Source organism: Candidatus Clostridium helianthi (genome assembly GCF_045310795.1).
Classification (GTDB): domain Bacteria; phylum Bacillota; class Clostridia; order Clostridiales; family Clostridiaceae; genus Clostridium; species Clostridium helianthi.
Window position 1 is genome coordinate 22,926 of record NZ_JBJIAB010000010.1, and the last position, 22,563, is coordinate 45,488.

Genomic DNA, 22,563 nt, shown 5'->3' on the forward strand with positions numbered 1-22,563 from the left:
ATTATTACCTTCCTAAATATAGTTTAACCACTTAAATTATGTTGTAAAATGAATCTTCAGATTCTAGATATCTTTTAAAATCATCCTTTGTATATAATTTCATAGCACAATTCTCTAATTTTAAAATGTGTGTTGAATACTTTAATGCAACCTTAGTGTTGTGTTCAACAGAGATAATAGTTTTTCCTAAATCCTTATTTAAACTTTGGAGTAGAGGATATATTTCATTTTGGCTCTTTTCATCTATTCCAGTTGATGGCTCATCTAATATTATTAGATCGGGATCACCTATTAACGCTCTAGCAATAAATATTCTTTGCTGTTGTCCACCTGAAAGGGTTCCTATTAACTTGTTGCTAAATTCACTCATGTTTACATTTTTTAGAGAACTTTGAATGCACTTTGAATTCTTAATACCTACTGTTTTAGCATGACACGATAGAACTTCCTTAACTGTTATTGGAAATTCTGCATTGAAATTATCTAGTCTTTGTGAAACATATGAAACTTTATTAGAATCTAAACTTATGCAACCACTATCAGGTTTTAAAAGACCTAATATAAGTTTTACTAATGTACTTTTACAACTTCCGTTTTCACCAAGTATAGATAGATAAGTTCCTGTAGGTATATTAAGATTAATATTTTTTAATAAATCTGTTCCTTTTGTATAAGAAAACGATAGATTTTTTATAGTAATCAAATTATCAACTCCTTAAAGCATTATTATATTATACACTTAAATGCAAATAATTTGCAATAGAATATATTTTTATATTATGATTAATATCCAATACAATAACTATTTTATACTACACTACTATAAAAAATTGTCATAGAAAGCCGCTTTTGATTATGAACATATATCCTAATCATATGATTTTATATACTATGATAGAAGGGACTTTTGCATTGAAATATGTCTTAAATTAGTATAGAATTAAATGGAAATCGTAGTAGAAAAACAAGAAATAGGAGGGACAAATGAAAAAAAAGCTTATATATATGTTATTCCCTATTATTACAGCTGTAGTAACCGTTATGTTACTTAATATTTTTTTGGATAAAGAAATAGGAGCTATGTTAAAAAGCAAGGATTTAACTGAAATAAATATAGAGTATGGGAGCAGCTATAAAGATAGAGGACTCGTATATAATGAATTTGTTACAAATAATAACTATCAAATATTAGAGGGGTCATCAGAGTTAGGGGCACCAGTCTCACAATTAGCTACAACCTTTTTTCCTGTAGAAGGAATGGATACAATCGTAACTAATGGTAGAGCATATTGCCAGGACTTGACTCAGATATCTAATTTAGGAAGCCAGAATACCCAGAGTAAACCAAATGTTGCATTTATAATTTCACTTCAGTGGTTTATGAGTGATCATGGTGTTGACGGGACAGACTTTCAAGCTAATTTTGCACCAGTGCAATTTTATAAATTTTTATCAAATAAAGAAATAAGTGAAGAACATAAGAAAACATATGCAGCTAGAGTAGACAAGCTGCTATCAGGAAGCTCACAATATATACCAGAAAAGCTTTATGCAAAACTTTATACAAACGATAATTTAATATCTAAAATATCAAGTGTTATATTTAAGCCATATTTTGTTGCAAGGGAAAATATTGTTGAACTTAAAGACAAAGGTCTATTATATAGAAGGTTAAAGAAACTACCTGAAAAATCAGAAAAACAGCTGAGAACAGTTGATTGGAATGAAGAGTATAAGAAGGCCGAGGAAGAAGCAAAGAAACAAGTAACTAATAATGAGTTCTACGTATATGACACATATTATGACAAGAATTTAAAAAATAATTTACAATCTCAAAAAGATATAAATAAAAATGTTGATTTAATGAATTCAAAAGAATTTGATGACTATGAATTATATTTGGACACTTGTGTTGATCTAGGTATAAAGCCATATATAATTTTAGCACCAACTAATGGAAGATGGTATGATTACACTGGAATGACTAAGCAAAGTAGAGATGAGTTTTTCGATAAAGTGGAAGAAATGGCTAAAGAAAGAGGATTTGAAGTTTTGAACTTAAAAGATCAAGAATATACGCCTTATTTTATGTGTGATGTAATGCATCTAGGATGGAAAGGATGGCTTGAAATTGATGAGCAACTTTATAAACGAAATAAAGAAAAATAGAGCTTTAGGATTTGCATTAGTAAGTTCAATTGTAGTTATTTTAGCAATTCTAGTATTAACATTTGAACCATTTGCTGAAATACCATTTGTATATAATCAATTTTAAGGGAGATATAAATAATGAAGATTTTAGAAGGTATAAAAAAATACTCAAACAGTAATAGAATTGCATTAAAATGTGATGGAAATGTTATGACATATGGAGAATTAGATACAATATCAGAATGCATAGCAGCTTTTTTATTAAGGGAATTTAAAGACGATAGAACGCCTATTATTATATATGGGAATAAGGAAAATTTAATGATGGCAGTTATGATGGCTGCTTTAAAGTCAGGAAGAGCTTATATACCAATAGATATTAGCTATCCAAAAGAGAGAGTGGAGGCAATTATAAGTGAGGTTCATCCAAAGGTTCTTATTGATTTTAGCAAAGAAAGCAATTTTGAAAGTATAAGAATCTTAAAAGATAAAGATATTGAAGAAATAGTAAAAGAATATAAAGATGTTAAAGTAGAAAAAGAAAATTGGGTAAAAGAAGATGAAAATGCATACATATTATTCACTTCTGGAAGCACTGGGAAGCCAAAAGGTGTCCAAATAAGCAGTAACAATTTAGATAATTTTGTTGAGTGGATTGCAGAATATTTAAATTTAGATGAAAAAGAAGAAGTATTCATGAATCAGGCTGCATACTCTTTTGATTTATCTGTAACATCAATTTATCCAGGATTATGTTATGGGAAAACATTACATGGTTTTTCAAAAGAAACACTTTCAAACTTAAAGAATATGTTTGATGATATGAGAAAATCTGATATTAATATATGGGTATCAACTCCTTCATTTGCAGGAATGTGCGTTGCAGAAAAAGATTTTAATTCTACAATGCTTCAGAATTTAAAAGCAATGATCTTTGTAGGGGAGGTATTACCAAAACCATTATGCGAGGAACTTATAAATAGATTCCCAGGAACAAGGGTGGTAAATGGATATGGTCCAACAGAGGCAACTGTAGCAGTTTCAGCTAATGATATGAGCAAAGACTTATTGTTAGAAGAAGGAAGCTTACCTATTGGATATCCAATGAAAACATCAGTTGTAAAGATTGTTGATGATGAAGGCAACGTGTTAGGTGATGGAGAAAAAGGAGAAATAGTAATTGTAGGTCCTAGTGTAAGCAAAGGATACTTTAATAATGAACAAGTTACTGCAAAAGCATTTTTCTATGATGATTATAACGGATCTAAATGTAGAGCGTATAGAACAGGAGATTTGGGCTATTATGTAAATGGAAATTTATATTATTGTGGAAGAAAGGATTTCCAAATAAAGCTTAATGGTTTTAGAATAGAAATAGAAGATATAGAAAATAACTTAGTTAAAGTTAGTAATATAAAAAATGCAGCTGTTGTTCCAATAGAGAAAGATGGAAAAATTGCATATTTAACTGCGTTTATTGAGTTAAAAGAAGATAATGGCTTAAGTGGATTAAAAAATGGAATAATGATAAAGAAAGAGTTGGCAAATTTGATTCCTTCATACATGGTACCTAGAAATATAAAAATTGTTAAGCAATTTCCGACTAATGTAAATGGAAAGATTGATAGGAAAAAACTATTGGAGGAAGTATAATGAAGTTGACACAATACGGAGATTACTTTTACTTATATATCTTGCTACTAACATTTATTCCTGCCATAGTTTTAGGGCTAAATGGGATTAAATCAAAATATTATGGAATAATTGTTTCGGCTGTAATGATATATTTGATCATGGGAAAAAGTTTAGGATTAGCTTTATTTTCAATGTTTTTAGTTGGCGAAATTTTTGTTATATACTTATATTTGTTTGTTAGAAAAAAAACAGATAACAAATATTTATATTGGTTATTCTTATTTGCATCAATAATTCCGCTTATATTAACTAAAGTAGCAGGGGTTACACATTATGCTTCATACATTGGGTTTATTGGTTTATCATATCTAAACTTTAAGGCAATACAGGTAGTAATAGAAATTTATGATGGTAGAATAACTCAAATAAATTTTATGACATTTATTCATTTTATAACATTTTTTCCGACCCTAAGTTCTGGACCTATAGACAGATGGAAAAGATTTGAGGATGATTTAAATAGAAAAGTAGAAAAGAATATATATTTAGAAGAATATTTAATTCCAGGTCTGAAAAAGATATTTATTGCAATTGCTTATAAATTTATACTAGCATATTTAATTGATACATATTGGTTGTTAAAAATACCCTCAGGTATTACAATATTAAGTAGTGTAAATTATATGTATGCTTACACGATGTATTTATTCTTTGATTTTGCAGGATACAGCTTATTTGCGGTTGGATCAAGTTATATCTTTGGAATTAAAACGCCAGATAACTTTAATAAACCTTTCTTGAGCAAGGATATGAAAGAATTTTGGACACGATGGCATATATCTTTATCACGATGGTTTGGAGATTACATTTTCTCAAGATTTGTGTTAAATTCTATGAGAAAAAAGAGGTTTAAAAATAGGTTTATCGCTTCACACGTGGCTCAAATTATCACTATGTTTATAATGGGATTATGGCATGGGCTAACTGCATACTATATAATTTATGGATTATATCAAGGAATTGCATTAGTTTTAACTGATATTTATCAGAGGAAATCAAGTTTTTATAAGAAACATAAAAAAGAGAAATGGTTTAATTATGCTCAGGTTTTAATAACATTTCACATAGTATGTTTTGGTATGCTGATATTTTCAGGATATTTATTTAAATAGAAATAATCAAGCTAAGAAATTAAAAAAATTAGTACTATAAGAAGGAGTATATTATTATGAAAGACAAAGTTTTAGAAATATTTACTGAAGTTACAGGAAATGATGAAATAGCAGAAGATTTTGATTTAGATCTTTTTGAAGCTGGGTTATTAGATTCACTAGCAATAATTGAAGTTTTAATTCAAATAGAAGAAAAGCTAGGAATTAAATTACAACCTACAGATTTAGAAAGAGAAGATATGTCAACTGTTAATAAGTTGACTGCGTTCTTAGAAACTAGATAAAATCTATAGTTTTCTGTAATGAGAATTCTCGCTGGATAGTTCTATTATAGATAACCCAACTAAGACCTGAACTTAAGCATATACCTCGCCGAAATGAATAACATATTTTTGTTCCTGTTTCTAGGTAATTCTGATGGGTGATTCTAAGGCTATAAAGTTGCATCCAAAGTGCTAACCTCAAAGAACAAGCTTTGAACTAGCACATTTGGAGCAACTTATAGCCAAAGAATCACATCCATCAAAATTACCAATGAAACATTCCACAAAAGTATATTGCTCATTTCTGATTGGAAAATATTTCATAGTTTAAGTATAGTTTATGATTGTGTTATCTATATAAATATCCAATTTAAGAATTCAACTTATTAGATGAATGTATTTACAAATTTGCTAAAACTTTAAGTTCATATCTTCACTAGAAATCATAAATATATTTGTGAAGAAAACATTTGAAAATGAGCTGTTAAAGGTTCTTAGCTGTAGGTTGTTCCATTTTAGCTTGTCAAACTGAAAGTTGGAGCGTGCTAAGGTGGCTACAACCTGCTGCTTAGAACCTTCAGCGATATTTTCATAGCTTTTCGGAATCAAAATATTTATGATTTCGGTAAGTTATCACATAAATGTAGTTTTAAATTTGGATATCTATATACAAAAAAAGAATCAGACTTATGATATGAAATTCTAGATACTAGAAAAAGGGTTAATCTTTTGTGCAGTGTTGCATTGAGAATAAGGCTGGAGGATTTCTTCATTGGAATTTGTTCCATTTTTTGCTTGTCCTGTGCTTGCCACAGGAGCATGCAGAAATGGGTGCAACTTCTAATGTTAGAAATCCACAGTCCTATTCTCTAGCATACCGAAACAAAAGATTAACCCTTCTTTCGGCGAGTTTATTGCATAAGTATGAACTTATTTATTCGTCAAATATTTTTTCTAAGCACCAGCTTTTCTTATTATCCTTTTTAAAGCTTCCTTTAATTGAAATGGTCTTATGGGGAGCAGCCTTAGAAAGTCCAGATGCTTCAACAACAGCAGTTTCACCATCATTATATAGCAGTGACATTTTTTGAACTCTAAGGAGTTTGTTTTCTGATGAGAAGCCAGAAGTAAAGTTATGTTCTACAGAAAACCCAAGGTCCTTGGAATTGTTTGATATATAAATATCACGAGTCATAAAGAATGAAGCTATAATTATTATTCCGAAAGAAATAGTTAAAGATAACATGAGTCTTCTTTTATTTTTTAGAGTAATATTTTTCTGGAGTCTTCGTCGTCTTCTTTTTTTATAAACAAAGTACTCTTCTTGAATCTGTGCGCTATTTAGCATACTGTATACCTCCTTTATTTTTGATGCACCTAAAGTATAGTTTGAAGAAATTAATAAATAAGATTAAATTCACAGTATATGAGTGAACATAAGAAAATATTACCATATAATTCCATATAATAAAAACAAAAGCGTATGACAAAGTTAAGGAAAAAATATTATTATCTGAGTGAATTCTGAATATAGTCTTATATTTGGAAAAAAGTTTACCAGGTTTTATTTTTATGGTTATAAAATGTCTTTTTTGATATAATTTTATATGAGAAATTAACTATATATGTTTTAAATTAAGTCTATACTTTATTGAACTATGACTAAAAATAACAATATAGGAGATTTTCTAAAACTTATATATGTTTTTATTTATTAAGGCATAATCAAAAAAATAACAGGATGGTGGAACTATGGATTTTTCAAGTTTAGTATTAATAGAAAAAGATAAAGAAACAGGATTTATAAAGAAAGAACTAGGAAGTTTTGAAGTAAATGAAGGAGCATTGTTTGTAAAAAAACTTTATGTGTTGGACGATATTGTATATATGTATTTCGATACAAATAAAAATGTTGAAGAATGGGAATACTCAGCAATATATGATTTATTTAATAACGAAGCATTTACTGAAAAAGGATATGAAATTGAAGAGGATTTAGAAGAATACAATCCTACATATATAATAAAATTTAATTATGTAGATGACTATGATGTAATGAAAGGGAAGATACAAGAAGTGGTATCTATAATAGATAATGAGATGAATGCAGTATTTGAAGCTATTAAGGGAAAAGAATCTGAATATACTGAGTAGATAAAAGATATTTTATAGTCATTTGTGTACATTTCATAAGCATATTCTTAAGAATATATATGGTAATATTCTTGAGATAAATAAGGTTTAGAATTTTACTAAAATTTTTGTAAAGAAAGGTGTATTTATATGAGTGATTTAAAGAAAAGAGAAGAAATTGAAGATAAGTTTAAATGGAAGGTTGATAAGATTTATAAAAGCATAGAGGATTGGGAAAAGGACTTTGAAGATGTAAAAAATGAAGCAGTTAAATTAAAAGATTTTTCAGGAAAACTTGTGAATGGAGAAGCAATACTAGATTATTTGAAATTCAATGAAAAAGTATCTAGGAAGGCAGAAAACTTATTTATTTACGCTCATTTAAAGTGTGATGAAGATACTTCAAATACCACTTATCAAAGTTTAATGAGTAAAGTCGATATATATATGGCAGAGCTTGCAAGTTACACAGCATTCTTTGTACCGGAAATTTTAAGTTTAGATGATAGCTTTATTAAAAGCGAAATAAACAGATTAGATGAATTAAAACAATTTGAATTCTTAATCGAAGATATATTAAAAGAAAAGCCACACATATTATCTAAAGAGATGGAAGAATTGTTAGCAGCGGCATCAGATTGTTTGGATGCCCCCTCAGCAATACACAATATATTAACTAATGCAGATATGACATTTGGAAAAATAGAAGATGAAGATGGTAATGAAGTTGAATTAACAGAAGGAAACTATTCTTCATTCATAAGAGGTAAAAATAGAGAGGTAAGAAAAGCAGCATTTGAAAGATTATTTGGGGAATATGATAAGTTGAAAAATACTCTAGCAACGTCTCTAAGTGCATCAATAAAAACTTTCAATTTTAGCAGCAGAGTTAGAAAATATAATAATGCATTGGAAGCATCATTGAAACCTAATAATATTCCTTTAGAAGTTTACAAAAATGCAATTAAAGTAATAAATAATAATTTAGATTCACTTCATAGGTATGTAAAAATTAAGAAGAAACTATTAGGATTAGATGAAATTCATATGTATGATTTATATGTTCCAGTCATTGAAATTCCAAAAGAAAGAATTGAGTTTAATGATGGAGTAAATATAGTATTGAAAGCATTAAATCCTTTAGGAACAGAGTATTTAGATATCTTTAAAAGTGGAGTTAATGATGGTTGGATAGATATATATGAAAACAAAGGAAAAAGAGGAGGAGCATATTCTTGGGGTGGATATGATACTATGCCTTATGTTTTATTAAATTATAATAATGAGCTAGGAGATGTTTCAACTTTAGCACATGAAATGGGGCATTCAATTCATTCATATTATTCAAGAAAAGAGCAGCCATATTACTATGCAAATTACACATTATTCTGCGCAGAAGTTGCATCCACAACAAATGAATCCTTACTTATTCACTATCTAATTGAAAATGAAAAGGATGAAAAGAAAAAATTATATTTAATAAATCAAGAATTGGAACAAATAAGAACAACTGTATTTAGACAACTGATGTTTGCAGAATTTGAGTTATATACACATGAGACTCTAGAAAAAGGAATACCATTAACAGCAGAAGATTACAATAAGGCTTGGCATGATCTAAATGTTAAGTACTTTGGAAATGAAATTGTTATAGATAAAGAAGTAGATGTCGAATGGTCAAGAATTCCTCATTTTTATTCAGACTTTTATGTTTATCAATACGCTACAGGTTACGCAGCAGCATCAGCTTTTTCTAAGGCTATCTTAGATGGTAAAGAAAATGCAGTAGAAAAATATAAAGGTTTCTTAAAATCTGGTGGAAGTGATTATCCAATAAATATTTTAAGAAATGCAGGTGTAGATATGACAACAGATGCACCAATAGAAGCTACAATAAAGAGATTTAATGAGCTTTTAGATATGATAGATAACTAGGGTTTGCAAGGTAATTCAGAAATCCAAGATGTATTTCAATAAGGCATATGAAAGAAAATAACGAGTCCAAAATGCCATGATTATTTTTCATTAGGAGAAGAAGCAGATTGGACTCATAGCGATCCTATTAGTGCAATCTGTTGATGAAGCATAATGGAAAATAGAAACTTATGAAAAGAGCAGCTATGCTGCAACAAGGAACTTTTCTTAGCAGATAGACTTGTTATTTTTTGATTATGCCTAATATATAATGTGAAATTCACAATTGAGACATAAAATAAAATTGTCTATAATTGTGAATTTACATTATAAAATAATAAGTTATGAATTTTTATATAAGAATAGGTAAGGTATTATGAATAACTTTAAAGAAGAATTTTATAAAATTTTAGTGAATGCAGAGAATTTCTATATGAAACAATATTATAGTGATTTTCATAAAAGAGAAATATTTCTTGCAATTAAAGAATTATCAAATGGAATATACTGCGTTTTGATAAGCGAGGATGAAAATGAAAATATAGACTTTTTAGAAGCTTTTGAATATATAAAAACCTTAGGGAAAGACTTTTCTCTAAATATGATAGTTTTATCTAAAGGGGAATATACAAATATAAATAATACAGTTATGGTAAATAAACTTATCGTGGATAAAGAAAATTATACAGTTATTAAGTGTGATGAATCATGTCTCCCCTTAAAAGAAATACTTGAACTGTATATAAATAAAAGTAAAGTGAAAAATATTGATAATAAGAGAGAATTTTTTAGATATAAAATTCCAACTATGATTTTAATATTGATAAATGTAATAATATTTATAATAATGCAAATTGATATTTATAATATTAAACATTCATTAGGTTCATCTCAGTTGTTATCAGAGGAAATGATAAATGCAATAAATAATTCAGTACTAGTGACCTTTGGAGCTAAATATAATGCACTTATAAATAATGGAGAAGTATGGCGGTTATTAACTTGTGCTTTTTTACATTCTAGCATTATACATATAGCATTTAATATGTATTCTTTATATATAGTAGGTCCGCAAATTCAGCAGATTTATGGGGCTAAAAAGTATCTAGTTATTTACATCACTTCTTGTATAACAGCATCAATATTAAGTTATCTAGCAAGTCCATATACTATATCAGTAGGAGCATCAGGTGGCATATTTGGTCTTTTGGGAGCTTTGTTAGCTTTTGCAATTATGGAAAGACATAGATTGCAGAAAAAATATATATCTAGCTTACTACAGATAATACTTATAAATTTATTTATAGGATTAAGTGTGAAAAATATTGATAATTATGCACACATAGGTGGACTTATTGGAGGAGCATTGATTGGATATGTCTCTTACAAAATATTAAATAAACAGTTGAAAAATTAGATAAATTTATATATTTTTATTGCTTGGGAAATATCATGAATTGGGCTAGAAAAAATGAAATGTAAAGGATTTTATTAAGGCAATATTAATTTTATCTTAAGAAAATAGGGTTGATTTTTTATTTTTATTGAAATATTATTAAATAGGTATAGTATGATGATAGATATAAAATAATAAATGGGAATAAATCTCATTAAATATTAGGAGTGAATGTAATGGGAAAATACATTTTTACCATAACAGCATTTTTTCAAATTTTTGTTTTTGCAATAACATGTTACTATTTAGCTTTAGGACTTATAGGGCTTTTCAGAAAGAAAGAGAATAAGAACTATGAACCTAAAAATAAATTTGCATTGTTAATAGCAGCACATAATGAAGAAGTGGTTATTGGTAGTCTCATAGAGAGTATGCTAAAACTAGATTATCCTAAGGAAATGTATGACGTTTTCGTTATTGCAGATAATTGTACAGATGATACAGCTAAGATATCTAAAGGGTACGGGGTAAATGTTTGTGAAAGATTTGCAAAAGATAAAAGAGGAAAAGGTTATGCGTTAGAGTGGATGTTTGCAAAGTTATTTGCAATGGAAAAACAATATGATGCTATTGCTATCTTCGATGCAGATAATCTTGTACATAAAGATTTCTTAAAAGAGATTAATTCAAAGATGCAGGAAGGTTACAAAGTTGTTCAAGGATATATAGACAGTAAGAATCCAGATGATTCATGGATTGCTGCGGCTTATTCAATAGCTTTTTGGACTCAAAATAGAATGTTCCAGTTAGCTAGAGCTAATATAGGATTTTCTAATCAAATTGGTGGAACAGGATTTGCCATTGAAACTAAGACATTGAAGAAATTAGGCTGGGGTGCCACTTGTTTAACAGAGGATTTAGAATTCTCATGTAAGCTTGTACTAAATGGAGAAAAAGTTGGTTGGGCTCATGATGCGATTATATATGATGAAAAACCATTAAAGCTTAAACAATCATGGACTCAAAGAAAGAGATGGATGCAAGGTTTTACAGATGTTGCTTCAAGATATTTCTTTAAGCTTGTTAAGAAGTCAATAATGGAAAGAAAGTTTTATATGTTTGACTGCGCACTATACGTATTGCAGCCTTTTGTAACGTTGTTACTTGGTATTTCAGCAGTTTTAACTTTAATACAGGCAAATACTACAGGCGTAAATATATTTATTATAAATTATTTGTTTAGTGATGTTGGATTTAAGACATTTGCGGTTATTCAATTTTTGATTACTCCGCTAATATTAACAATTGATAAAAAAATTACAAAACCATTCTTAGTTATGATGGTATTATATTCTAGTAATGTTTTCGTAGTTCCTTATTTAACAGCTAATATGGATAATTGGATTATTGCTTGGGTGAGTGGCTTAGCTTATAACTTAGCATTCTTGATATTAACAGGAATATTACTAGGAAAGAAAGAATTAATTTTATTCTTTAGATTCTGGTTATATGCGTTATATACATTAACATGGATACCAATTACAATTCAAGGTATATTAAATAAGAATAATAAAGAGTGGAGTCATACTAAGCATGTTAGAAAGATAGAAATATGTGATGTGTAATACTCTAAACAAAAGTATAAATTAGAAATCAGGATGTCGTAAAATGGTTAAAAAGACCTTTTTGACATCCTATTTTTATTATGATAAGGTATATGTTTTATGAAAATGTCAAATAAATATATATAAGTAGTAAGTATTGTTAGAAATATATATTTTAATATAAATATTAATGAGATATAATAATGAAATATTGTTTGTCTCATGCAATGCAAGGAACAGAGATCTTAGAAGATTAAAAAAATAAGAAATGTCAGAGCATTTTTTATAAGGAGACTCGACTCATGTTCGTTTGCTGAGTGCTCACAGAGTAAGCGACCATCATAAAATCATAGATTAGAGATGTCTGCTTAAGTTTTTTTTGACATTAAAGCAGAAAGGCAGTATATTTTATAGAGCGAAATAATTACGAAAAAATAAGAACTGGTGTTCAGATGGAGGAGTTTTATGGAATTAAAAAATACTAATGCTTATGATGTAACAGATTTAACATCACTTGAAAAGCTAGAACCTGTAAGAATAAGACCAGGTATGTATATAGGATCTACAGGTAGTAAGGGGTTGCATCACTGTATATGGGAAATAATAGATAACTCCATAGATGAAATAGCTAACGGATATGGTAACAAAGTAACGATAACGTTAAATGAAGATAAAAGTGTAACCGTATTGGATAACGGAAGAGGTATTCCTACAGGAATTCATCCAATCAAAAAGAAATCTGGAGTTGAAATGGTATTTACTGAACTTCATACAGGAGGAAAGTTTGATAATAAAAATTATAAAACTTCTGGAGGGCTTCATGGAGTTGGAGCAGCAGTAGTAAATGCTTTATCAGAATGGTTAGAGGTTGAAGTTTACCAAAACGGGAATATATACAGACAAAGATTTGAATATGCTTTTGATAAAGAATTAAAAAGAGAAATGCCAGGAACAGCTGTTGGCAGCTTGAAGGTGATTGGAAAAACAGATAAGGTTGGAACAAAGATCACATTTAAGCCGGATAAAGAAATCTTCTCAACTACTGATTTTAAATTTGATATAATAGATAGCCGATTACAGGAACTGGCATTCCAAAATAAAGGGATAAGATTAGAATTAATAGATAAAAGAAAAGGACAAGAAATCACTAAAGAATATTACTCAGAAAATGGTCTTTTAGATTTTATAAATTATCTAAATGAAAGTAAAACACCAATTCATGAAGAGCCTATAATTTTTGACGGTGAAAGAACTGTTGGGGAACTTCAATTATATGGTGAAGTATGTATTCAATTTACAGATTCAACTACTGAATATATTGCAAGTTATGTAAATAACATTCCAACAACAGAAGCTGGGACTCATGAAACTGGATTTAAGACTGGAATGACAAGATCTTTTAAAGAATGGTCTAAAAAGTTAGGATTGGTTAAGGAAAAGGATAAGGAATTTGAAGGCGATGATTTAAGAGAAGGTATGACTGCTATTGTAAGAATTAAAATCACAAATCCTATCTTTGAAGGTCAAACTAAGACTAAACTTGGAAATAATGAAGCATATACTATGATGAATGATTTAGTGTATACTAAATTTTCTGAATGGATAGAAGATAATAAAACTTTAGCAACAAGTATAATTAATAACGCATTAGAAGCAGCTAAAAGAAGAGACAAGATTAAGAAAATAAATGAAGCAGAAAAAAAGAAAATAGGAAAAGGTACAGCACCGCTTGCAGGAAAAGTTGCTGTGTGTACATTGAAAGATAAAACTGTGAATGAATTTATAGTTGTGGAAGGAGATTCGGCAGGAGGATCTGCAAAGCAAGCCAGAGATAGAAGGTTTCAAACTATCATGCCTTCAAAAGGTAAGATAATGAATACTGAAAAACAAAAACTTGAAAATGTATTGGCTTCTGAAGAATTAAAAATATTTAACACTGCTGTTGGAACAGGTACTTTGGATAACTATAGAGAAGAAGATTTAAAATATGACAAAATAATAATAATGAGTGATGCTGATGTGGATGGATATCATATTAGGACATTATGGATGACTTATATTTATAGATATATGAGACCGCTTATTGCTAATGGACATTTATATTTAGCGCAGCCCCCATTGTACAAAGTGTATAGGGAAACTAAAGGAAAAACTATAATTAAATATGCGTATAGTGATGACGAACTTGAAAATACAAAGAAACAGGTTGGAAAAGGTGCACTGATTCAAAGATATAAAGGACTAGGAGAAATGAATCCCGATCAATTATGGGATACAACACTAAATCCAGAAAGTAGAACTCTGCTTCAAGTAACTATAGAAGATGCGGCAAAAGCAGAAAAGATGGTTTCGTTACTTATGGGAGATATTGTTGAACCTAGAAAGAACTATATGTATAAATACGGAGAATTTTAATCAATTCACAGTTTATAAGGTACAATGCACAATTAATGAACATGTTCCTGCGGAACTTGAAATTAAAATTTAGAAATTTAACTATTAATTGTGGATTGTGAACTGTGCATTATGCATCAAAAAAGGAGAAGAGTATGGCAAAAAAGAATGAAAATATTATACCTAAAGATAATAATATAATTGGTATTCCTTTAGAAGAAGCAATGCCAGAGAATTATTTACCATATGCTATAGAAGTTGCTAAAGATAGAGCGCTTCCTGATGTTAGAGATGGTCTTAAGCCTGTGCATAGAAGAATTTTATATGGTTCATATATGCTTAAGGCCTTTCCAGATAGACCTTATTATAAATCTGCAAGAATAGTTGGAGATATCTTAGGTAAGTATCACCCTCATGGTGATTCGTCGGTATACGAATCTATGGTAATACTAGCTCAAGATTTCTCAACTAGGGCACCGTTAATTGAAGGTCACGGGAACTGGGGATCTATCGATGGTGATGGGGCTGCAGCTATGAGGTATACAGAGGCTAGATTATCTCCTATTGCAATGGAAATGCTAAGAGATATTGAAAAGGACACGGTAGAAATGGTTCCAAACTATTCTGATAGTGAAATGGAACCTAAAGTATTACCAAGTAGATATCCTAATTTATTAGTAAATGGAGCGTTTGGTATAGCTGTAGGGCTTGCAACTAATATACCTCCACATAATTTGGGAGAGGTAACAGAAGGAGTACTAGCATATATTGATAATAATGAAATAACTACTTCTGAACTTATGAAATATATAAAAGGACCAGATTTACCTACTGGAGGAATCTTAATAGGGGAAAAATCCATTTTATCAGCATATGAAACTGGTGAAGGAAAAGTAGCTTATAGAGCAAAGACTTCAATTGAAAAATTAGAGAATGGAAGAATGGGACTAATTATAACTGAATTCCCATACAGAAGAAATAAGTCTAGGATTCTCCAAACAATATCTGAAATGACTGGAGATAAGAGACATGCAAAAGCATTAGAATCTATAACAGATATTAGAGATGAGTCTGATAGAAGTGGAATAAGAGCTGTAATTGAATTAAAGAAAAATGCAGATGAAGATGTTGCAGATAAAGTGCTAAAGTATCTGTTCAAAAAAACTGATTTACAATGTAACATAAGTTTTAACATGGTAGCCCTTGCAAATGGAAAGCCAGAAACTATGAGTTTAAAGGCTATAATAAGATATTATGTAGAGCACCAGAAAGAAATAATAACTAGAAGAACACAAAAAGAACTTGATGTCGCAAAAAAGAGACATCATATTGTTGAAGGTTTTATTAAAGCTATAAGTGTTTTAGATGAAGTTATAGCAACCATTAGAAGTTCAAAGTCTAAAAAGGATGCATCGGAAAACTTGATAAGCAAATTTGGGTTTTCTGAAGCTCAAGCACAAGCTATATTAGAACTTATGTTATATAGGTTAACAGGTCTTGAAATAGAAATATTTGAAAAAGAATATGCGCAACTTGAGAAACTTATAAAAAAACTTGAGAAGATTTTATCTAGTGAAAAAGAGCTTTTGAAAGTTGTTAAAAGTGAATTAAAAGAAATAAGTGATAAGTACGGAAATGATAGAAGAACTGAAATTATACATGATGATAATGAAAGTAAAATTGATGTTGAAGAATTAATTATTGTAGAAGAAGTTATGATAACAATATCTAAAGATGGATTCGTAAAAAGAATACCATTAAAAAACTACAATAGATCTAGTTCTAATCCAGAAGATATTGAGTATAGAGAAGGAGATTCTTTAAAATATTTAATAAATTCTAATACTAAAGATACACTTCTTGTATTTACGGATAAAGGTTTTATGTACCAAACGAAGGGTATTAATATTCCTGAAATGAAATGGAAAGAAAAAGGGGATAGATTAGATGATATTATTAAATCATTAAATCTTGATAATGAGAAGATAATTGCAGCTATATCCATAGATAATTTCAATCCTAGTAAAGCATTTAGATTTATAACAAAACATGGAGGAATTAAGTTAAGTTCTTTAGATAAATTCCAAACTGCATATGGTAAACTTCAAGCGTTAAAACTTAGAGATGGCGATGAGCTAATTGATGTATCAATGAGAGAATTGGAAGAAGAAGAGAAGTTCTTAAAAGTTAAGAGTAAACTAGGGTTGGAATTTACTCTTGAAATAAAAAATCTAGAGGAAACTGCTAGAAATATTTTACCTACTCAGCTATTTAATTTCTCAGAAGAGGATGAAATTAGTCAAGTAGAAGACACTAATGAAATTGAATATTTTGAATTAAGTGTTGGAGTTACGGATAAGAATAAGTTTAAATCCTATGATAGGATAAAAGAGGATTCGTTAAAAGTTAAAACAAATTCTTTAAAGGAATTGCTTATCTTTAGTAACAGGGGATATGTATATAAAATACCAGTATTTTTAATGAGAAATGTTTTAAATAAAGAAATAAATGTAGAAGCATTTATAGGTAAAATGGAAAAGGGAGAAAAGATAATAAGTTTGATTTCCATTGATTCTTATGATGAAGATTTAGGAGTATACACGTTTACGAAAAAAGGAATGGTTAAGAAAACATTGTTAAAAGAATTTGAAGGTGACTTCCTAAAGCAAGCATGCTATAAGTTTAAGTTTGAAGATGATGAAGTTGTATCTGTAGAAATGAATCAAATAAAGCTTGGACATTTAATCATGATAACTAAAAAAGGAATGGCAATAAGATTCCCGGTTGAAAATGTAAATATAATGGGTAAAATAGCTTCGGGAGTAACAGGAATAAGTTTAAGGGATGAAGATCAAGTTATTTTTGGAAAGTATCATAGCAATTACAGGAAAAGTGATGACAATAGCGTGATTTTATCTTCCGATAATACAAAAATTACACTTGTTTCTAAGGGTAAGGAAAAATCAGTAATGGATATAAGTGATATTAAACTTCAAAACAGAGCTGGAAGAGGAACAAGTATAATGATGGTCTCACTTGATGATGAAATAAAAGATGTACACATATAAAAGAGGTGCGAAGCACAACCAAGAACTTATAACTATAAAAAAGGTGCGAAGCACAATTAAGAACATAGCACATATAAAAAAGTGCGCACTGCTAAGAAGAGTGCGAAGCACAATGCGGAACTTATTAAGCATAACCAAGAACTTATAATTATAAAAAGTGAAAAGTACAAAAAAGAACATATTGCCAATAAAAAAAAGTGCGCACTGCTAAAAAGAGTGCGAAGAACAATGTGGAACTTATTAAACACAACTAGTTATGTTGTATATAAAATAAAAAATTTTGATTCTTACTTTTTAGCAAAGTGAGTGACTCACACATAATATATTATTATGTGTGAATCATTTATGGTAGTTGGTTACAAGAAAGTAAAGAAGATTATAGAGTGGAAAGTTCCAATTCTAACAATTAATTTGTGGTAGTTAAACAATAAATGGGGTATAATGTAGGTATAAATTGAAGAGAAGCAGAATGAGGGTGTTCTAAAAAATAGTTTAGGATATCCTCATTGTTTAGATTTAAGGAGGAATTGATATGAAGAAAGTATGCGTTTTATTAGCAGAAGGTTTTGAGGAAATAGAGGCTTTAACTGTATCTGATATAATAAGAAGGGCAGATGTAACTTGTGATTTAGTATCAATTGCAGAAAAGCAAGTTAAGTCAAGTCATGGTGTGGTAGTTCAGGCAGATAAGCTTTTTGATGAAAATATGGAATATGATTTAGTGGTAATACCAGGAGGAATTCCAGGAGCTACTAACTTAAGAGATGATGAGAGAGTAATAAAATTTGTTAAAAAGCAAAACAAAGAAGGAAAATTAATTGGAGCAATTTGTGCAGGACCAATAGTTCTTGCAAGAGCGGGAATCACAGAGGGAAGAAATATAACTTCTTATCCAGGATATGAAGATGAATTACCAAATTGTGAATATTTAGAAGATGCTGTAGTAGTTGATAAGAATATAGTAACTAGCAGAGGCCCAGCAACAGCGATGGCATTTGCATATAAGTTATTAGATATTCTTGGGTATGAGAATAAAGTAGAAAGTATTTCATCTGGTATGCTATATAAGATGTTTATAGGGTAAAAGTTATCAAATTTACTGGGAAAGTTTTCACTTTATTTCAGTATAAGAGAAATGAAAAATATGGAAATCTAAAGTATATAACCTCTAGGATCAAAGGTCTTAGGGGTATTGTTGCGGCATGCTGTGAGGGGAGAAGAAATGGCAGAAAGATGGTTTATAAAAAATATAAAAGCTGACTATAAATACATATCTAAAAAATATGCGCTTTCAGAATTAGTTAGCAGGCTTATAGTAAACAGAAATATTGTAAGCGATGAAATGATAAGGAGTTATATTAATCCTGATTTTGATAAATTTCATGAGGCTAGAGAGATGAAAGATTTAGAAAAATCAGTTGATATACTGCATGAGAAAATAAAATCTCAGAATAAGATACGAATTGTTGGAGATTACGATGTTGATGGTGTAATAAGTATTTATATTTTATACTCAGCTTTAAAAAGGTGCAATGCAAATGTAGATTATGAAATTCCAGATAGAATAAAAGATGGATATGGAATTAATATGAATATTATAAGGCAGGCAAAAGAAGATGGGGTTGATACCATACTAACTTGCGATAATGGTATATCCGCTATAGACCAAATAAAATACGCAAAAGAATTAGGAATTACTGTAATAGTTACAGATCATCATGATATACCATTTGTTGAGAAAGAAAATAACGTCAGAGAATTCATAAGCTTAAGCGCTGATGCAGTAGTAAATCCAAAGCAAAGTGAATGTAATTATAAATTTAAACAATTGTGTGGAGCGGGCGTAGCATTTAAGCTAGTAGAGGTTCTTTATGATGCTTTTAATATAGATAAAAAAGAATGCTATAAATTCATAGAATTTTTAGCAATAGCCACAGTTTGCGATGTTGTAGATTTGGTAGATGAGAATAGGATATTTGTTAAAAAGGGATTAGAGCTTATTAACAGCACAACTAACTTAGGCTTACAAGAATTAATAAGAGAATGCGAATTAACAGAAAAAACTTTATCGGTATATCATCTTGGATTTATTATAGGGCCATGTATAAATGCTTCAGGGAGGCTAGATTCGGCTAAAAGAGGATTGGAATTATTGCTCTCAGATGACGAAGAGGAAGCAGTAAGGCTCGCAAAAGAGTTAGTTAAGCTGAATGAAGAGAGAAAAGATATGACTATGAAGGGTGTTGAGGCCGCTGTTGAAATTATAGAAAAAAGTGGAATGATAAATGATAAGGTATTTGTTATTTATATACCTGATATACATGAAAGTTTAGCAGGTATAATAGCAGGAAGAATAAAAGAAAAATATAATGTTCCAACTTTGGTGATAACAAAAGCGGAACATGGTGTGAAGGGTTCAGGAAGATCAATAGAAGAATACAATATGTTTGAAGAGCTTATTAAGTGTAAGGACCTGCTTGAAAAATTTGGTGGACACCCTATGGCAGCAGGTTTTTCGTTAAAGGAAGAAAATATAGATGAATTTAGGCGAAGATTAAATGAGAATACAGTTTTAAAAGACGAGGATTTATTGAGAAAAGTTACCATAGACTCGGTTTTGCCGCTTGATACTATAAACTATGATGTGATAAATGATTTAGAAAGATTAGAGCCTTTTGGTAAATCAAACTCTAAACCATTGTTTGCTGAGAAAAATATTAATTTATTAAGGGCAACAATACTTGGGAAGAATAGGAATGTGCTAAAATTAAAACTCAAGACCAGGATGAATAAAGCTCTGGATGCTATTTATTTTGGGGATATTGAAAAATTTGAGGAAGAAGTTAGCAATAAATATGGAAACGAAGAATTGCAAAAACTTTATAATGGAGAATACAATCATGTAAACCTTGATTTAGTATTTTATCCAAGTATTAATGAATATAATGGTAATACTACTATACAAATTGTAGTACAAAACTATAGATAAAGATATAAAGTTTTTTAGCTAAGCATAAAAAAATGTTATAAACTTAAAATTACATATCATAAATTTTGAGTGATTATAAGAAAGGATGATAGTTTTTGGCTAAGTATAAAATAATAATGACAGGGGGAGGAACTGCTGGTCACGTTACTCCTAATCTGGCTTTAGTTCCTAAATTAAAGCAAAAGGACTTTGAGATAAAATATATCGGAAGTTTTGACGGCATTGAAAAAGAAATAATAACTAAAAACAATATACCTTTTTTCGGAATTTCGTGCGGGAAATTACGAAGATATTTTGATGTGAAAAATTTTACTGATCCATTCAAAATTTTAAAGGGAATTGCTCAAGCACTAAAAATATTATCAAAAGAAAAACCAGATGTGATTTTTTCAAAGGGGGGGTTTGTAGCTGTTCCAGTTGTAATAGCAGCATCTATTAAAAAAATACCAGTGGTTGCACATGAATCAGATATGACTCCAGGGCTTGCAAATAAACTTTCGGCACCATTTTGTGATAAACTATGTGTCACATTTAGAGAAAGTCTAAAGTTTGTAAAGGATGATAAAGGAGTACTTACAGGAAGCCCAATCAGAGAAGAAATACTTAACGGAGATAAGACTAGAGGAAAAAAAATATGTGAATTTTCTGACAATAAGGAGATTCTCTTTATTATGGGGGGGAGTCTAGGTTCTAAGCTCATAAATGAAGAAATAAGAAAAAATCTAGATAAGCTTTTAAAAGATTTTAATATAATTCATATTTGCGGAAAAGGTAATGTAGATAATAATTTTTTAAATAAAAAAGGGTATAAGCAATTTGAATATGTAACCGAAGAATTGCCTGACCTTATGAAGGCTTGTGATTATATAATTTCAAGAGCAGGTGCTAATTCTATATTTGAATTTTTAGCATTAAAAAAACCAACACTATTAATACCACTTTCAAAAAAGGCAAGTAGAGGGGATCAAATATTAAATGCTAAGTCGTTTGAAAAAGAAGGGTATTCATTAATGCTGCAAGAAGAAGAAATTAAAAATAATGTATTATATGAAAAAGTTCTTGAGCTAAAAAAAAGAAAAGATGAATTAATTAATAATATGGAAAAGAGTCAAGCCAAAAGCGGTGTTGAAGCAATAATAAACGTATTATTAAGAAGTGTTAAGATAAAAAAATAATTTATTAAATTTGTAATTATTATTTAAATAAAGCACAAATTATACAATCAAATCTTGCAAAAAAAAATATGTGAGATATAATAAAAGAGTAAGTTCATTTTAGTGAAAACATAAGTTAATTATTTAACAAGAAGATGAGGTGCATTACAATGAAAAAAGTTTCAATCATTTATTGGAGTTGTGGAGGAAATATAGAAGCACTTGCGAACACTATGGCAGATGGTGCTAGGGAGCAAGGAGCGGAAGTAAGTGTGAAGCACGTTGCAGATGCCACATTGGAAGATGTTTTAGAAGCTGATTCTATTGCTTTTGGAAGTCCAGCAGTAGATGCCACTAAAATCGAACAGGAAGAAATGAAACCATTTTTAGATCAATTACAAAACTATAGAGATGTAAACATAAATAAAAATTGTATTTTATTTGCAACTTACGGGTGGATTGAAGATACTTTTATGAAATTATGGAAAGATGAAATGTCATCTTATGGTTTTAATGTAATTGGAGATTTAACAATTAAAGATTCACCAACTAAAACGCAGGCAAACATTATTAAACAATTAGGAAAAAAACTAGTTAATTAATATAAGGTTTGTCATATTGTTTCGTGCTCTATTGTTAAAAATCTCTTAAGATAAATATTAATATGTTTATTAGGTGGTCTTTAAGACT

At 29.4% G+C, this 22,563-nt stretch carries 17 protein-coding genes; 15 read left to right on the forward strand and 2 right to left on the reverse strand.

All coding sequences use genetic code 11. From position 1 onward, the window contains the following. Nucleotides 1–31: 31 nt before the first annotated feature. Nucleotides 32–703, reverse strand: a complete 672-nt coding sequence (locus tag ACJDTP_RS09915) for a metal ABC transporter ATP-binding protein (protein ID WP_406761064.1) — start codon at nucleotides 701–703, stop codon at nucleotides 32–34. 281 nt (nucleotides 704–984) lie between these two features. Here ACJDTP_RS09915 and dltD point away from each other — a divergent pair, with 281 nt between their 5' ends. From dltD to dltC, 5 genes are read left to right on the forward strand one after another with little or no spacing between them, the layout of a single operon-like run. After that, nucleotides 985–2,169 carry a D-alanyl-lipoteichoic acid biosynthesis protein DltD gene (gene dltD, locus ACJDTP_RS09920; protein ID WP_406761065.1) on the forward strand — a complete coding sequence of 395 codons (1,185 nt, stop codon included), beginning with the start codon at nucleotides 985–987 and terminating at the stop codon, nucleotides 2,167–2,169. Continuing rightward, nucleotides 2,135–2,275 carry a hypothetical protein gene (locus ACJDTP_RS09925; RefSeq protein ID WP_017212532.1) on the forward strand — a complete coding sequence of 47 codons (141 nt, stop codon included), beginning with the start codon at nucleotides 2,135–2,137 and terminating at the stop codon, nucleotides 2,273–2,275. The genes dltD and ACJDTP_RS09925 overlap by 35 nt, the downstream gene beginning before the upstream one ends. A gap of 14 nt (nucleotides 2,276–2,289) precedes the next feature. Further along, on the forward strand, nucleotides 2,290–3,804 hold the full coding sequence (dltA, locus tag ACJDTP_RS09930; protein WP_406761066.1) for a D-alanine--poly(phosphoribitol) ligase subunit DltA: 1,515 nt from the start codon (nucleotides 2,290–2,292) through the stop codon (nucleotides 3,802–3,804). Further along, nucleotides 3,804–4,958 carry a D-alanyl-lipoteichoic acid biosynthesis protein DltB gene (gene dltB, locus ACJDTP_RS09935; protein ID WP_406761067.1) on the forward strand — a complete coding sequence of 385 codons (1,155 nt, stop codon included), beginning with the start codon at nucleotides 3,804–3,806 and terminating at the stop codon, nucleotides 4,956–4,958. Before dltA ends, dltB begins: the two co-directional genes overlap by 1 nt. Before the next feature lie 56 nt (nucleotides 4,959–5,014). Then, nucleotides 5,015–5,242 carry a D-alanine--poly(phosphoribitol) ligase subunit DltC gene (gene dltC, locus ACJDTP_RS09940; protein WP_171787549.1) on the forward strand — a complete coding sequence of 76 codons (228 nt, stop codon included), beginning with the start codon at nucleotides 5,015–5,017 and terminating at the stop codon, nucleotides 5,240–5,242. Between the two features lie 913 nt (nucleotides 5,243–6,155). On the opposite strand, the gene ACJDTP_RS09945 is transcribed toward dltC, so the two are convergent. Next, the gene (locus ACJDTP_RS09945; protein ID WP_406761068.1) at nucleotides 6,156–6,569 is read right to left on the reverse strand and encodes a hypothetical protein; all 414 of its coding nucleotides are present in this window, start codon (nucleotides 6,567–6,569) and stop codon (nucleotides 6,156–6,158) included. A 404-nt stretch (nucleotides 6,570–6,973) separates the two neighbouring features. On the opposite strand from ACJDTP_RS09945, the gene ACJDTP_RS09950 reads away from it, so the two are divergent. The 10 genes from ACJDTP_RS09950 (at nucleotide 6,974) to ACJDTP_RS09995 (ending at nucleotide 22,475) form a co-directional block, all read left to right on the forward strand. Beyond that, on the forward strand, nucleotides 6,974–7,375 hold the full coding sequence (locus ACJDTP_RS09950; RefSeq protein WP_065418946.1) for a DUF6762 family protein: 402 nt from the start codon (nucleotides 6,974–6,976) through the stop codon (nucleotides 7,373–7,375). Between the two features lie 129 nt (nucleotides 7,376–7,504). After that, entirely contained in the window at nucleotides 7,505–9,289 is a 1,785-nt protein-coding gene (gene pepF, locus ACJDTP_RS09955) for an oligoendopeptidase F (RefSeq protein ID WP_406761069.1), read from the forward strand. A gap of 355 nt (nucleotides 9,290–9,644) precedes the next feature. Continuing rightward, nucleotides 9,645–10,685: a rhomboid family intramembrane serine protease gene (locus ACJDTP_RS09960; RefSeq protein WP_406761070.1), complete on the forward strand. Its 1,041-nt coding sequence runs from the start codon at nucleotides 9,645–9,647 to the stop codon at nucleotides 10,683–10,685. 215 nt (nucleotides 10,686–10,900) lie between these two features. Further along, complete coding sequence (locus ACJDTP_RS09965) at nucleotides 10,901–12,289, forward strand: glycosyltransferase family 2 protein (protein ID WP_017211279.1); 1,389 nt, start codon at nucleotides 10,901–10,903, stop codon at nucleotides 12,287–12,289. A gap of 444 nt (nucleotides 12,290–12,733) precedes the next feature. Then, nucleotides 12,734–14,683, forward strand: coding sequence for a DNA gyrase/topoisomerase IV subunit B (locus ACJDTP_RS09970; RefSeq protein WP_406761071.1), 1,950 nt, complete (start codon nucleotides 12,734–12,736; stop codon nucleotides 14,681–14,683). A 134-nt stretch (nucleotides 14,684–14,817) separates the two neighbouring features. Continuing rightward, nucleotides 14,818–17,730 carry a DNA topoisomerase IV subunit A gene (locus ACJDTP_RS09975; protein ID WP_406761072.1) on the forward strand — a complete coding sequence of 971 codons (2,913 nt, stop codon included), beginning with the start codon at nucleotides 14,818–14,820 and terminating at the stop codon, nucleotides 17,728–17,730. A gap of 532 nt (nucleotides 17,731–18,262) precedes the next feature. Continuing rightward, complete coding sequence (locus tag ACJDTP_RS09980; protein WP_406761073.1) at nucleotides 18,263–18,814, forward strand: DJ-1 family glyoxalase III; 552 nt, start codon at nucleotides 18,263–18,265, stop codon at nucleotides 18,812–18,814. 138 nt (nucleotides 18,815–18,952) lie between these two features. Further along, nucleotides 18,953–20,719 (forward strand): single-stranded-DNA-specific exonuclease RecJ, encoded by a 1,767-nt coding sequence (gene recJ, locus ACJDTP_RS09985; RefSeq protein ID WP_406761074.1) that lies wholly within the window; start codon nucleotides 18,953–18,955, stop codon nucleotides 20,717–20,719. Nucleotides 20,720–20,814: 95 nt separating this feature from the next. Then, nucleotides 20,815–21,894, forward strand: a complete 1,080-nt coding sequence (locus ACJDTP_RS09990; RefSeq protein ID WP_406761075.1) for an undecaprenyldiphospho-muramoylpentapeptide beta-N-acetylglucosaminyltransferase — start codon at nucleotides 20,815–20,817, stop codon at nucleotides 21,892–21,894. Nucleotides 21,895–22,043: 149 nt separating this feature from the next. Beyond that, nucleotides 22,044–22,475, forward strand: coding sequence for a flavodoxin domain-containing protein (locus tag ACJDTP_RS09995; protein ID WP_017211285.1), 432 nt, complete (start codon nucleotides 22,044–22,046; stop codon nucleotides 22,473–22,475). Nucleotides 22,476–22,563: the final 88 nt, after the last annotated feature.